Origin of the sequence: Streptomyces sp. CMB-StM0423 (assembly GCF_002847285.1) — a bacterium.
GTDB lineage: Bacteria > Actinomycetota > Actinomycetes > Streptomycetales > Streptomycetaceae > Streptomyces.
Window position 1 is genome coordinate 4,702,287 of the sequence record NZ_CP025407.1, and the last position, 14,162, is coordinate 4,716,448.

General features: G+C 73.0%; 10 protein-coding genes and 1 pseudogene. 7 read left to right on the forward strand and 4 right to left on the reverse strand.

Going from position 1 to position 14,162, the window contains the following annotated elements; genetic code table 11:
• Positions 1–60: 60 nt before the first annotated feature.
• Together CXR04_RS20485 and CXR04_RS20490 are read right to left on the reverse strand one after the other, a co-directional pair.
• Positions 61–1,860, reverse strand: coding sequence for a bifunctional metallophosphatase/5'-nucleotidase (locus CXR04_RS20485; RefSeq protein WP_101423796.1), 1,800 nt, complete (start codon positions 1,858–1,860; stop codon positions 61–63).
• 308 nt (positions 1,861–2,168) lie between these two features.
• Positions 2,169–2,756, reverse strand: a pseudogene (locus CXR04_RS20490) (sigma factor-like helix-turn-helix DNA-binding protein); the annotation flags it as partial.
• A gap of 331 nt (positions 2,757–3,087) precedes the next feature.
• Here CXR04_RS20490 and CXR04_RS20500 point away from each other — a divergent pair.
• Positions 3,088–3,912: an SAM-dependent methyltransferase gene (locus CXR04_RS20500; RefSeq protein ID WP_101423797.1), complete on the forward strand. Its 825-nt coding sequence runs from the start codon at positions 3,088–3,090 to the stop codon at positions 3,910–3,912.
• Positions 3,913–4,039: 127 nt separating this feature from the next.
• Here CXR04_RS20500 and CXR04_RS20505 read toward each other — a convergent pair whose 3' ends face one another.
• On the reverse strand, positions 4,040–4,570 hold the full coding sequence (locus CXR04_RS20505) for a DUF6985 domain-containing protein (protein WP_101423798.1): 531 nt from the start codon (positions 4,568–4,570) through the stop codon (positions 4,040–4,042).
• 2,352 nt (positions 4,571–6,922) lie between these two features.
• The gene (locus CXR04_RS20515) at positions 6,923–8,188 is read right to left on the reverse strand and encodes an ROK family transcriptional regulator (protein ID WP_101423800.1); all 1,266 of its coding nucleotides are present in this window, start codon (positions 8,186–8,188) and stop codon (positions 6,923–6,925) included.
• On the opposite strand from CXR04_RS20515, the gene CXR04_RS35290 reads away from it, so the two are divergent.
• The 6 genes from CXR04_RS35290 to CXR04_RS20540 are packed head-to-tail and all read left to right on the forward strand — an operon-like array spanning position 8,154 to position 14,081.
• Positions 8,154–8,318: a hypothetical protein gene (locus tag CXR04_RS35290; protein ID WP_199850698.1), complete on the forward strand. Its 165-nt coding sequence runs from the start codon at positions 8,154–8,156 to the stop codon at positions 8,316–8,318. The two genes, CXR04_RS20515 and CXR04_RS35290, sit on opposite strands and share 35 nt — an antisense overlap.
• Positions 8,319–8,358: 40 nt before the next feature.
• On the forward strand, positions 8,359–9,852 hold the full coding sequence (locus CXR04_RS20520; protein WP_101423801.1) for a sugar ABC transporter ATP-binding protein: 1,494 nt from the start codon (positions 8,359–8,361) through the stop codon (positions 9,850–9,852).
• Positions 9,849–10,913: an ABC transporter permease gene (locus CXR04_RS20525; RefSeq protein ID WP_101423802.1), complete on the forward strand. Its 1,065-nt coding sequence runs from the start codon at positions 9,849–9,851 to the stop codon at positions 10,911–10,913. The genes CXR04_RS20520 and CXR04_RS20525 overlap by 4 nt, the downstream gene beginning before the upstream one ends.
• Complete coding sequence (locus CXR04_RS20530; protein WP_101423803.1) at positions 10,910–11,974, forward strand: ABC transporter permease; 1,065 nt, start codon at positions 10,910–10,912, stop codon at positions 11,972–11,974. Before CXR04_RS20525 ends, CXR04_RS20530 begins: the two co-directional genes overlap by 4 nt.
• Positions 11,971–13,212: a substrate-binding domain-containing protein gene (locus CXR04_RS20535; RefSeq protein ID WP_101423804.1), complete on the forward strand. Its 1,242-nt coding sequence runs from the start codon at positions 11,971–11,973 to the stop codon at positions 13,210–13,212. The genes CXR04_RS20530 and CXR04_RS20535 overlap by 4 nt, the downstream gene beginning before the upstream one ends.
• Positions 13,212–14,081 carry a sugar phosphate isomerase/epimerase family protein gene (locus tag CXR04_RS20540; RefSeq protein WP_199850495.1) on the forward strand — a complete coding sequence of 290 codons (870 nt, stop codon included), beginning with the start codon at positions 13,212–13,214 and terminating at the stop codon, positions 14,079–14,081. Before CXR04_RS20535 ends, CXR04_RS20540 begins: the two co-directional genes overlap by 1 nt.
• The last annotated feature ends 81 nt before the right edge of the window (positions 14,082–14,162 follow it).

Sequence of the window (14,162 nt, forward strand, 5' to 3'; positions counted from 1 at the left end):
CCGCGGGAGCCCGCCCGCCAGGGGCGTACGCCCTACTGCCTGGCGGCGGCTTACCGCCTCTTACCGCTGGGCGGCGATGCGCGCCGGCGCCGGCGGTGCCAGCGGGGCGTCGGGCGAGCTGGCGTTCTGCAGGTACGTGACGAGGGCCGCGGTGTCCGTCAGGTCGCCGCCCTGCCGGTCCGTACCGTCCTTGAACGCCGTGAACCCGTCGCCGCCCTCGCCGAGGAACTCGCTGACGGTGACCCGGTACTCCCGGTCGGCCACCACCGGTTCGCCCGCCACCCGTACGCTCGCCGCGTCGAGCCGCGCCCCGCCCTCGCGGCGCAGGTCCACCGCGTACGACAGCTCCGCCGACGGCTGGAGGAACCGGGGGCTGTTCTCGTTCGCGCCGGAGAAGCCGTTCCGCAGTGCCTCGACCACCTGCTCGCCGGTGAGCGTCATCGTCATGATCGCGGACTCGAACGGTGAGACGCGGAACGCCTCCGCGTAGGTCACCACCCCGTCACCCTCGTCGCCGGACGACCCGTACGTGAGGTCCCCGCGGATCCCGCCCGGCTGGATGAAGCCGATCTCCGCGCCGTTGCCGCGGGTGGCGTCGGCCAGCCCGTCGGCGATCACGCCGCCGAGCGGCCGTTCGGGCGCGGACGAGCCGCGGCCCGGCAGGTCGGCGGTGATGTAGCCGACGGGCTTGTTCTCCAGCTCGGCGGAGCGCTCGCGCCAGGTGCCGATCAGCTTCGCCATCGCCGGGTCCTGCGGGGCGGAGGTGAGCACGGGGTGGTTGGCGGCCTCCACCGTGCCGCGGAGCACGTCGCCGGTCCCGGGGTCGAGGGCGAAGCGGAGGTCGGTGTACGTACGGCCGAAGGACGCGGCCTGCGTGACGACGCGCGGATTGCCCGCGGGGTCGGCGACGGTGCACACGTACGGCTCGTGCGAGTGCCCGCTGAGGACCATGTCGACGGCCGGCGTGAACGACTCGGCGAGCCGGCGGATCGGCTGCCCCAGCTTCGCGGCGGGGCCGCCCTCGTCGCAGTCCTCGTTGTACGGGATGCTCCCGCCGTGGTTGCCGCCCTCGTGAAGGACGACGGTCTGGGCGGTCACGCCCATGTCGGTCAGCTCGCGCGAGTAGCGGTCGACGGTCTCGACCTCGTCGTGGAACTCCACGTCGCGGATGCGCGCGGCGGAGATCGCGTCGGGTGCGTTCTCGGTGATCAGCCCGATGAAGCCGATGCGCTGGCCGCCGGGCAGGGTCTCGATCGAGTACGGCGGCAGCAGCGGCTCGGTGCTGCCCTTGCGGGTGACGTTGGCGGCGAGGTACGGGAAGTCCGCGCCGTCGTACGGCTCGCCGGGCACGGCGCAGCCGTCGGCGGGGTGGCAGCCGCCGTGCGCGATGCGGAGGAGTTCTTCCGGGCCCTCGTCGAACTCGTGGTTGCCGACGGACGCGACGTCGAGGCCGAGTTCCTCCAGGGCGTCGACGGTGGGTTCGTCGTGGAAGTTGGCGGAGAGCAGCGGGCTGCCGCCGATGAGGTCGCCGGCGCCGACGGTGAGGGAGTTGGGCTGCCCCTCGCGGGCCCCCTTGAGGAGGGCCGCGAGCCCGGCGACGCCGCCGGCCTGGGTGCGCACCACGTCGCCGGAGTCGGTGACCCGGGCGACGGAGCCGGCGGGGCCGTCGACGGGGTCGAGGTTGCCGTGCAGGTCGTTGAGGGCGAGGAGTTGGACGGGCACGGGGGACCGCTGGGCGGCCGGCTCGGTGGCCGCGGACGGCCCGGTCCAGGAGAGCAGGGAGAGCCCCAGGACCGCGGCGGCGCCGGCGGCCAGCGAGCGGCGGCGCGGGGCCGCCGGGCGGGCTTTCATGATCAACATGGCGCACACCGTAGGGCGGTTGCGCGGGGCCGGCGGGACGGGTGGGCGGGCTGCCACCCGGGGGAGGGGCGAGCTTCACCCGTTGGGGGGGCGGGTGTTGGGAGTAGGACCCGGGCGCGCGCCGGGGGGTGGTCCGGGGGCGCGCGCCGGGGCGGTGCGGACCCGCGCCGGTGGCGGTGCCGGGTACGCGCCGGTGGCGGTGCCGGGTACGCGCCGGGGGTGGGTCCCGCCGCCCGGCACCGGGGGGCGGTGCAGCCCCCGCCCGGCGCCGGTGGCGGCCCCCGGGGAGAGGGCCCCCGGTCCCGTGCTCAAGCCTCCGGCACGCCCAGCTCCACCCCCCGCAGCCGGTCCGCGTCCGCGATGACGTCGATCTCCGTGATCAACCCGTCCGCCACCGTGAAGCCCAGCAGCAGCCGCATCCGCCCCAGCGGCGCCATGACGAGGCCCACGCCGCCGTCGATCAGCGCGGGACCGGTGAACTGCGCCCGGCCCGCGGCGGCCATCGCACCCTGCGCCACCGGCGTCGCGCCGCGCACCTCGACCGGCTCCGGAGTGGGGATCGCCGCGCGGTCGGCCCGTAGCACCACGTCGGGGTGGCGAAGGGACACGAGCGCCTCGAAGTCCCCGCCACGCGTCGCGGCCAGGAACGCGTCCACGACCCGCCGCCTGCGCCGCAGGTCCTCCCCCGGCGCGGCGGCGGGCGCCGCCCCGCCCCGTACGCGGCGGCGGGCACGGCTCGCGAGCTGGCGGGCGGCGACGGGGGTGCGTTCCAGCATCGGCCCGATCTCGTCGAAGGGGACGGCGAACATGTCGTGCAGCACGAACGCGAGCCGCTCCGCGGGCGCCAGGGTGTCCAGGACGACGAGCAGCGCGACGCCCACGGAGTCGGCGAGCAGCGGCCGGCGCCGCCCGGTCATGGCGATGCGGATGCCGGGAAAGGCGGCCGCGGCCTTCCGCGCGGGCGCCAACCTGACTCCGGACCACGCGGTGGGGCACCAGACGTGGGAGGAGTTCCTGGCGGCGGCGACGGCGGAGGGCTGACGGGGATGGCGCGTCGGCTGTCGAGGATGGCGTGTCGGTCGTCGAGGATGGCGTGTCGGTCGTCGAAGGGGAACGGACACGCGGGCTTCAGCCGCGCGGAGGATTGTCACCCGGGGCCGCCACTATCTTGGGCGGCTACCGGTGACACTGGTGAGGTGGGTAGCACCAGCAGCTAGGAGGCGGTTCATGTACCGAGGCGAGGACCCTCGTCAGGTGATCGACAACACGGTCCCGCACTCCGCGAGAGTGTGGAACTACCTCCTCGGCGGCAAGGACCACTACGAGGCCGACCGCAGAGCGGCCGACGCGTACAGAGAGACCTTCCCCCAGATCACCGACATCGCGCGCACGGACCGCGCGTTCCTGGGCCGCGCCGTGCACTACCTGGCCGCGGATGCCGGCGTCCGCCAGTTCCTCGACATCGGTACCGGGCTGCCGACGATGAACAACACGCACGAGGTCGCGCAGCGGGCGGCGCCGGGCGCGCGCATCGTCTACGTGGACAACGACCCCATGGTCCTCACCCACGCCCGCGCCCTGCTCACCTCCACCCCGGAGGGCTCCTGCGACTACATCCACGCCGATCTCCGCAACCCCCAGGCGATCGTCGCGGGCGCGGCGGACACCCTGGACTTCACCCGCCCGGTCGCCCTCACGCTGTTGGGCATCCTGCACTTCCTCCGCGACTACGACGAGGCCCGGAGGGCCGTCCGCCACCTGCTGGAAGCCGTCCCGCAGGGCAGCTACTTGGCCCTCACCCACGCGACGCTGGACCCGTCGCTGGGGGCCACGGAGGTGGCGGCGCAGAACCGGCGGGCGCAGGACCAGTACAACGCGTCGGCGGCGGCACCGCTGACGCCGCGGACGCGGGAGGAGATCGAGGGGTTCTTCGAGGGGCTGGAGCTGATCGAGCCGGGGGTGGTGTCGATGAGCAGGTGGCGGCCGGAGGAGGACGCGGAGGGGGCGCCGCCGGCGGTGTTCGGGTACTGCGGGGTGGGTCGGAAGGGGTAGGTGTGAGCCCCGGCCGGGCGCGTTGAACCGCGGTTCGACGTACCCGCCTTGGTTGCCGGTCCGGCTCGTGCCGAGCCTGTGTCGTCGGTGTGGGCGTCGGGGTTGGCGTCGGTGTGCGGTGGGCTGGTTACGCGGGGGCCTGGCGTGCGTCTTCCTTCGCGATCCAGAGGAGAAGAGCGCTGTCGGCACCGCCTAGTTCGACGATGCGGGTGTCGTGCATGAGCACTCCGAGGCCGTGCTCCTCCTCCCAGGGGTAGGAGAACTCGATGCCTGCGTACGGGATGCCGTCCTGGCTGACCTGATGGACGTAGATGTTCTCGACTTCGATGAGGGCGGTCATCGCTGCCGGGGTGTCGACTGCCGGCAGGTCGTCCGGGGCCAGGTCGTGGGCTTCGGGGTGGGCTCGGAGTGTTTCGCAGTAGGTGAGCAGGTGGGGAAGGAGCGCGGTGAAGAGCCGGGGGAGGTTGGCGACGGCCCGGGCGACCGCTGCGATCTCGGAGTCGTCGAGCGGCTGGTCTTCTCTGCCTTCCGGCGCGAAGCAGACGGGAACGCGGACCTGGGTGTGCGAAGGGGCTTGGCGTGGGGCGGCGGGTTCGGGCGGTAGGGGGATGTGGGTGGTCCATGCGAAGTCGTCCCAGAGGAAGGCAGATCGATCCACCGGGTGAGCACCTGCTCTCGTTGATGCCGGGAGCCGGGAGCCGGGAGCCGGGAGCCGGGAGCCGGGAGCCGGGAGCCGGGAGCCGGGAGCCGGGAGCCGGGAGCCGGGAGCCGGGAGCCGGGAGCCGGGAGCCGGGAGCCGGGAGCCGGGAGCCGGGAGCCCGGAGGCTCGGGGACCCGATCCTCCCGGGCCAGTTCGCCTCGGAGACCCGATTCCCCCCTCGCGCGCGCCCCGTTCGCCCGTAGACCTGATTTGCTCCCGCGCTCGCCGCCTCGTCTGGATCCCGTTTCCCGTCACTCCGCCTGTCCGCACGGGTGACCGGACTTTCCCCTCGCGCCCGGCTGCTCGACGGGTTCCCAATCCCCTGCGGGCCCGTCCGTTTGCCTCGGGGAGCCGATCCCCCTCGCGTCCGCCCCGTTCGCCTCCGGACCCATCTACTCTCACGTCCGCCCGAGGTATGCGCCGGGTCTGATGCGTTCGCTCCCGTACGTTCCGTCGTGCCCGCCCAAGGTATGCGCCGGGTCTGATGCGTTCGCTCCCGTACGTTCCGTCGTGCCCGCCCAAGGTATGCGCCGGGTCTGATGCGTCCGCTCCCGTACGTTCCGTCATGCCCGCCCGAGGTATGCGCCGGGTCTGTTGCGTCCGCTCCCGTACATCCCCTCACCCCCGCCCAAGGGTATGCGCCTGCTCTGACAGCGCGGGGGTAGCGGGGCGTTGAGCTGGTACGTCGTGGGGGTGGGACCGGGTGCGGGGGGTGCGGCGTCGGGCCTGCGGTGGTGCGTGGGGTGGGCCGGTGTACGGAGGGTGCGGTGAGGGGAGTGGCCGTGTCGTTGGGGCTCCCCCCGGGCCACCCCGCTGTTGAGTGTGCGGGCCTGCGTCCGGTGTCAAGGGCGTCCCTTCCGCTTCGCTTCAGGGACGTCGCTTCGCGATGGGGCTTCGCCCCACCCTTGACACCGGACTCCGGCCCGTAAAAGACCGGCGGCTATGGGTGGCCCGGAGGGAGCGGGCACCCTAACGCTGCGCTACGAAGGCGGAGCCCCGCGGACGGGGGCCGGGCCGCCCGGAGTTGGCCTGCCCTGTTCGCGGAGCGACCCCGAATCGGTGTGGAGCTGGGCCCGCTCCGGTTGCCCCGTGTCCTCGGTGGGCGGAGGCCCGCGGCGGGGCTGTCCGGTTCGCGGATTCCCCCGGGTGGGTGCGGGCCGGGGCGCCGGCGGCGGGCGTACCCCGATCGGTCGGGTCCACGGAAGGTGGGAGTTGGGCCCCTGGCATCGGCTGGGCACTCGGCGCGGATGCCCCCCACGGGAGCGGACTCGGTGCGACCGAGGTGGGCCGGGATAGGGCTCCGGTCGTTGCGTGCGTGTTTTGGGGCGAAGTTCGGGCTTCGGGGGGTGATTCGGGCCGAAATCCCGGGGTGTTACCGCGAGTTACGACCCAATTTCTTCACTCGGGCGCTGCGGTCGCGGCGGCGGATTCGTGAAGTCGGTCGGGTGCGTGTCGATGGGCGAAAGTCGGCGCGCGTGGGCGTTTTGTGGCGATTTTGGAGGCGGATTGCCGCTTGTTTGTCTCGGTGGCGGCCATTCCGAGCGGTCCGGTTGGGTGGATGCGTCTGCGGGTGCGAAAGTCGGTGCTCTCGGCCTGATTCGGGCTGGATCCGGGGGTGTTACCCCGAGTTACGGCACGAATTCTCCGCCCGGGGCCACCGGAGGGGCATCGGTACGCGACCGCCGGGCCGTCTGCGTGGTGCGTACGCCCGCCGGGGCTTGGCTCGGGTCAGACCCGAGGGCTCTACCGCCGGTTGTCCCCGATCATCGCCGCTTGTCTCGGACGGCGGTTGTTCTGCGCAGCCGGCCTGCGTTCGAGGTGGGCCCAATGCTCAAAACCCACGTCGAGACGGCCTACCTACGACACCGTCCACCTCGACTCCGCCCCCCCCGGACCGGCCCATGCCGCGCACGGAGCTGACGCCCGCGGCCGTACGCCGGGATCGGAGCGAACACCCTGGCCCCGGTGCAGGTCAGAGTGGGCGACCCCGGTGGTGGGCAGGCTCGTTGTCAGTCGAGGCGCATACCCTTGGGCGGGTGTGAGGGGACGTGGTTCCGGCCAACGACCACAGGTCGCCGATCACGGGCCACGGGCCACCGGCCACGGGCCACCGGCCACGGGCCACAGGTCACCAACCGTCGGCCACCGGCCACCCCCTGCCGACCACAGGTCGCCAACCACCGGCCACCGGCCACCGATCACCAACCGTCGGCCACCGGCCACCCCCTGCCGACCACAGGTCGCCAACCACCGGCCACCAACCGCCAACCACAGGTCGCCGGTCGCCAACCCCCGGTCACCCCTCCCGCCTCAACCCGCCACCCCCGCCAGCGCCATATCCACCTGCCGCGGCGACAGCGCATGCTCGATCGCCAGAATCCCCGCCCCGATCGCCGCCGCGTTCTCCCCCGTCCTGCTCGGCTCGATCCGCAGCACATGCGTCGCCAGCGGGTGCGACCTCCGGTACACCGCCTCCCTCACCCCCGCCAGCAACTGGTCGTGCACCGCCGCCAGGGCGCCGCCCACCACCACCGTCTCCGGGTTGAAGAAGTTCACCAGGCCCGCCAGGACCTCGCCCACCGCCCGGCCCGCCTCGCGGACCATGCGGACCGCCTCGCGGTTGCCCTCCTTCACCAGGCGGACGACGTCCAGGCCCGCCGACGCCTCCAGGCCCAGTTCCCGGAGGCGGACCGCCAGGGCCGCGCCGCCCGCGATGGCCTCCAGGCAGCCGGAGTTGCCGCAGCGGCACAGTTCCTCGCGTTCGCCTACGCGGATGTGGCCGATGTCGCCCGCCGAGCCCTGCGCGCCCCGGTGCAGGCGGCCGTCGGCGATGATGCCGCAGCCGATGCCCGTGCCCACCTTCAGGTACAGCAGGTACGACGTGTCCGGGAAGGCGCGGCGCTGTTCTGCCAGGGCCATGACGTTCACGTCGTTGTCCACCAGCGCGCGGACGCCGAAGCGCTCGTCGAAGAACTCCGGGATCGGGAACTGGTGCCACCCCGGCATGATCGGCGGGTCCACCGGGCGGCCGGTGGAGAACTCCACCGGGCCCGGTACGCCCGCGCCGATGGAGCGGAGCGTCTTGGGGTCCCGGCCGGCCTCCTCCAGCAGTCGCTGCATGGTCCGTTCGACGTGGCCGAGAACCGCCTCCGGGCCGTCAGCGATCGTCAGCGGGTCCTCGCGGACCGCGAGCAGCGTGCCGCCGATGTCCAGCAGCGCGACCCGGCAGTGCGAGGCGCCCAGGTCGACGCCGGCGACGGCGTGTTCTCGCGTGCGCAGGGAGAGGCGGCGCGGGGGGCGGCCGCCGGTGGAGCCGGCTTCCGCGTCCTCGTCGACGAAGCCGTGCGCGATCAGCGCGTCGACGCGCTGGGAGACGGTGGAGCGCGCGAGGCCCGTGAGCCGGGCTATCTCGGCGCGGGTGGCGGCGGCGCCGGAGCTGATCAGCGCCAGCACCTCGCCGGGGGACTGGCCCGCGGGCGGGCTGTACGGCGGGGCGCCGGGCGGGCCCCCGGACGGTGCTCCGGGCGTGCCGGGGGGAGGCGTGCCGGAGGCCGACGGCCGCGGCGGTGGCGGCATCGGCGAGGAAGACGAAGAAGCGGCTGTCACATCGACCACTTTAGAGACCGCCAAGAGCACCAACAAGACCTTCTTTGTTCGACATTCGGCCAAAGTCTTTGCCAACTCATCAGCGAAAGCCCTTGCTTAGGCTCTTGACAGTCCAAAGAAGCCTGGGGACTCTGCATTTCATGCTGACGATGCAGGACGTGTCCAAGAGCTTTCTCGGGGTACGGGTGCTGCACGGGGTGTCGCTCGACCTCGAACCGGGTGAGGTCCACGCCCTGGTGGGGGAGAACGGCGCGGGCAAGTCGACGCTGATGAAAGTGCTCGCCGGGGAGTACGCCCCCGACGAGGGCACCATCACGCTCGACGGCACGGTGCACGCCTTCTCGCACCCCGTACAGGCCCAGGCCGCCGGGATCGGTCTCATCCATCAGGAGTTCGCGCTGCTCCCGCACCGCACCGTCGCGGAGAACGTCTTCCTCGGCCGCGAGCCGGTACGCCGCGGGGTCGTCGACCGGCGCGCCATGGAGCGCCGCACCGCCGAGCTCCTCGCCGAGCTGGACGAGACCGGAATCGCCCCCCACACCCAGGTCAAGGACCTCTCGGTGGCCCGCCAGCAGACGGTGGAGATCGTCAAGGCGCTGGCGGCGTCCGATGTCCGTGTGCTTGTGATGGACGAGCCGACCGCACCCCTTGCCGACCACGAGGTCGAACTCCTCTACGCGCTCATCCGCCGCCTCGCCGCCCGCGGCATCGGCATCCTTTACATCAGCCACCGCCTCCGCGAGGTCTTCGACCTCTCCCGCCGCATCACCGTCCTCAAGGACGGCCGCAAGGTCGCCACCCTCACCACCGCCGACACCACCCCCGACGACGTCGTCCGGGCCATGGTCGGCCGCGAACTCGGCTCGTACTACCCGCCCCGCGCCCGCGCCGAGGAGATCGGCGAGCCGCTGCTGACCACCTCGGGCGCCGGCAACGAGCGCCTCGCCGGCATCGACCTCACCCTCAGGGCCGGCGAAGTCACCGGTGTCGCCGGGCTCCAGGGTTCGGGCCGGACTGCCCTCGTACGGGCCCTCTTCGGCGCCGCGCCCTTCACCCGCGGCAGCATGACCGTCGCCGGGCGCGCGCTGCGCCCCGGCAGCCCCCGCCAGGCCATCCGCGGCGGTGTCGCGCTGGTCACCGAGGACCGCAAGGGCGAGGGCCTGGCGCTGCGCCAGTCCGTACGCGACAACGCCCTCCTCGTCACCCGCGCCGTCCACGCCGGCGGCGCGCAGGCCGGGGAGGTCTCCGGGCTGCTCGACCGCGTCAACCTCCGCTCCCGCGGCCACGACCAGGAGGTCCAGTACCTCTCCGGCGGCAACCAGCAGAAGGTCGTCATCGCCAAGTGGCTCGCCGCCCGGCCCCGCGTGCTGCTCTTCGACGAGCCGACCCGCGGCGTCGACGTCGGCGCCAAGGCCGCCATCCACACCCTCGTCCGCGAACTCGCCCGCGACGGCATGGCCGTCCTCATCGTCTCCTCAGAACTGCCCGAGCTGATCGGCATGAGCGACCGCATCCTCGTCATGGCCGACGGCACCTTCGCCGGCGAACTCCCCGCCGGGGCGGGCGAAGAGGACATCATGCGGCTCGCCACCCGGGACGCGTCGGGCACGGCCCCCGAGGGGAGTGCCGCATGACCGCCGTACGGACCGACGCCCCGGCCCCGGCAGCCCGCCCGCGCCGGCTGCCTGCGACCGGGCGGCTCAAGCTCACCGACCCCGTCGTCGGCGTCTGGCTGGCCGCCGCCGCGGTCACGCTCATCGGCTGGATCGTCGTCACCATCGACGGCGGCCAGTTCATGACCCAGTCCAACGCGACCGGCATCATGCAGAACTCCGTCGCCCTCGGCCTGGTCGCCATCGGCCAGTCCGCGGTGATCCTCACCGGCTCGCTCGACCTGTCCGTCGCGTACCTCATCAGCATCGGCACGCTCGTCGCCGCCGAGACGATGGAGGGCGGCAGCGTCGTCACCGCGGTGCTCGCCGTGCTCGCGCTCTCCGCCGCGGTCGGACTCGCCAACGGCCTCATCGTCACCGGGCTGAAGGTCAACGCCTTCATCGCCACCCTCGGCATGGCGTTCATCCTGCGCGGCTACATCGAGGACAACTACACCGGACCCGCGGGCGACGTCCCCGCGTCCTTCCAGCGCCTCGGCTACGACCGCATCGGCTTCATCCCGGTCTCCGTCTTCCTGCTGATCGCCGTGGCCGCCGTGCTCTGGCTGATCACCAAACGCACCCGCCTGGGCCACCACATGTACGCCACCGGCGGCGACGAGCACGCCGCCCGCCTGTCCGGCGTACGCACCAAGCGCACCGTCATCTACGCCCACGTGCTGTGCGCCCTGTGCGTCGGCGCCGCCGCCCTCTTCCTCGCCTCCCGGCTCGGCGCCGGCGCCCCCTGGGCGGGCACCGAGGCGCGCTACGACCTCGACTCCATCGCCGCCGTCGTGCTCGGCGGCACCGCGCTGGCCGGCGGCCGCGGCGGGGTGGCGGGGACCCTCGGCGGGGTGCTGCTGCTGTCCGTGCTGGACAGCATCTTCAACCAGCTCTCCGTCGACCCCTTCTTCAAGAACGTCGTCCGCGGCGTCGTCATCATCGCCGCCGTCGCCCTCTACGCCCGCCCGTTCCGGCGCCGGGCCAAGGAGCGCGACGAGGCGCGGAAGCGCGACGAGGAGCGGAAGGGAGCGCTCGCATGACGACGACCACCCCGCCCACCACCACCGCGGGCCCGGCGAGCGTCCTCGGCGCCCTCGGCCGCCGCCTCGGCACCGGTGCCCCCGTCTACGTCCTCCTCGCCGTCCTGCTCGCCGCGCTGGCGATCACCGACCCCGGGTTCTACGAACCCGACTCCTTCCTCGCGTTCGTCAAGCGCGCCGCCCCGCTGGTGATCCTCGCCGCCGGCCAGTACATGGTCATCGTCTCCGGCGGCTTCGACCTCTCCGTCGGCGCGGTGGTCACGGCCGGGGTCGTCGCCGGGGCCGAGTTCTACGGCTCGTACCCGGACGCGCCCTGGCTGCTGGTCACCGCCGGGCTGCTGCTGGCAGGGGCGATCGTCGGTCTGGTCAACGGGCTCATCACCACCGTGCTGCTGGTGCCGTCGTTCATCACGACGCTCGGCATGATGCTGATCCTCGAAGGCGCCGTCTTCTACTGGACCGGCGGCTCCCCCCAGGGCGTGCTGCCGGAGAGCTTCCGCAACTTCGGCCGCGGCGAGGCCGGGGGCTGGCTGCCCTGGGCGGTGCTCGCGTGCCTCGCGGTCGGCGCGATCGCCGTGTGGCTGATGCGCTCCGACTTCGGCCGTACGCTCCTGGCCACCGGCGACAACGAGCGCGCCGCCGCGCTCGCGGGCGTGCGCGTACCCCGCGTGCGCACCCTCGCGTTCGTGCTCTCCGGCACCGCCGCGGCGCTCGCCGCGGTCCTCGTCGCCGGCTTCTCCGGGGTCTCGGCGCAGGCCGGCCGGGGGCTTGAGTTCGAGGCGATCACCGCCGTCGTGCTCGGCGGGGTCATCCTCGGCGGCGGCCGCGGCTCGGTCGTCGCCGCCATGGCCGGGGCGTTCTCGCTCCAGGCGCTGTTCACGCTGCTCAACCTCCAGGGCGTCTCCGGCGCGCTGGAGTCCACGGTCCAGGGATTCATCGTCATCGCGGCCGTCGGCCTCGGCGCCACCGGCAGGTCGGGCTTCTCCCGGCTGCGCCCGCGCCGTACCGCACCACCACCCTCCGCACCGTCAACGCCCTTGGAAGGGAAGTCCTCCTCATGAGCCGTACGCGCCGCACGACCCGCCCCGGCGCTCGCAACCGCTTGGCCGCACCGGCCGCCGCGCTGCTGGCCGCAGCGCTGCTCGCCTCCTGCTCGTCGGACGCGCCGAAGGACGACCTGGCCGACGACCCCGCCGCCTCCGAGCAGGCGGAGGACGGCGACAAGCAGTCGGAGTTCTTCAACCAGGCGGATTACGACCGGCAGTTGGAGCTCACCGAGGCGACTCCCGAGGGTCCCGAGGGCAAGCCCTGGGAGCAGATGCTCGATCCGCAGTCGGGCGGGATGGTCGACACCTCCGAGTACGCCAAGAAGGGCGACGGTGGCGTCAAGCTGTGCTTCTCCAACGCCGGCGTCTTCAACCCCTGGCGGCAGGTGGGGCTGAAGACGATGAAGGCGGAGGTCGCGCAGCACGACGAGATCGAGGACTTCACCGTCCTGGACGCGCAGGGCAAGGACGACAAGCAGATCTCCGACATCCAGGAGCTGTCGGGGCAGAACTGCGACGCGCTGATCGTCTCGCCGAACACCACCGCCACCCTCACCCCCGCCGTCGAGGAGGCGTGCGGCAAGATCCCGGTGATCGTCTTCGACCGCGGCGTGGAGACCGACTGCGCCGTGACGTTCATCAGCCCCATCGGCGGCTACGCCTACGGTGCCGCGGCCGCGGACTTCCTGGTGGACGAGGTGGACAAGGGCGGCAAGATCGTGGCGCTGCGCATCTCGCCCGGCGTGGACGTGCTGGAGACCCGCTGGTCGGCGGCGGAGATCGCGTTCGAGAAGGCCGGACTCGACGTGGTCGAGGTGAAGTTCACCGACGGCGACCCGTCGAAGGCCAAGTCGATCGTCTCCGACGCCATCGCGCGGCACGGCCAGATCGACGGCGTGTGGATGGACTCCGGCGCCACGTCGGTCGCCGCCGTCGAGGCGTTCGAGGACGCGGGCGAGGACATTCCGCCGATCACCGGCGAGGACCAGCAGGACTTCCTCCAGGCGTGGAAGGACAAGGACCTGACCGCCATCGCGCCGGCGTACCCGACCTTCCAGTGGCGTACGCCCGTGATCGCCGCGCTCAAGATCCTGGCCGGCGAGGAGGTCCCGAAGGAGTGGACGCTGCCGCAGCCGGTGGTCACCGCGGAGAACTTCGACGAGTACTACAAGGAGGGCATGCCCCCGCTGCACTACGGCGCCTGCGGCTGCGAGGACCTGCCCGGCTACCCCGGCGACTGGGGCGGTGAGTGATGCCGGCCGGACGACGGCTGATCGGCGCCAACCCGTGGATCTGGCACTCCCCGGTGACCGATCGCGCGCTGGCCGGGGTGCTGCCGCGGCTGGCGGACTGGGGATTCGACTGCGCGGAGCTGCCGCTGGAGCAGCCGGGTGACTGGCAGCCGGCCGCCGCGGCGAAGCTGCTCGACGGCAACGGCCTGGCGGCGGCCGCGGTGCTCGCCGTGATGCCGCCGGAGCGCGGGCTCGTCCGCGCCGAGCCGCTGGCGGTCCGTACGACGCAGGACTACCTGCGCCGCTGCGTGGACGCCGCGCGGGAGATCGGCGCGCCGGTCGTCGCCGGGCCGATGTACGCGGCGGTGGGCAGGACCTGGCGGATGGACGCGGACGAGCGGGCGGCGGCGTACGCCGAGTGGCGGGACAACATCGCGCCGGTCGTCGCGTACGCCGCGGCCGCCGGGGTGCTGCTGGCGGTCGAGCCGCTCAACCGGTACGAGACGAGCCTGCTCAACACCGTCGCGCAGACCGTGACGGCGCTGGACGGGCTGCCCGGCGAGACGATCGGGGTCGCCCTCGACACGTACCACCAGAACATCGAGGAGCGCTCCCTGCCGGGCGCCGTGCGCGCGGCGGCCGGGCGGATCGCGCACGTCCAGGTGTGCGCCAACGACCGGGGCGCACCCGGCGCGGACCACCTGGACTGGCCCGGTTTCCTCGGCGCGCTGGACGAGGCGGGCTACCGCGGCCCGCTGTGCATCGAGTCGTTCACTTCGCACAACGCGACCATCGCGGTGGCCGCGTCGGTGTGGCGCGCGCTGGCGCCGACCCAGGACGCCATCGCCGTCGAAGGACTCGCCTTCCTGCGCCGCGCCTTACCCACCTGACCTACCCGACCCACCCGTCCTCCCGTACGCACCCTGACCGCGTACGCACCCGCACCGCACGCACCCCCCGCGCCACACGCC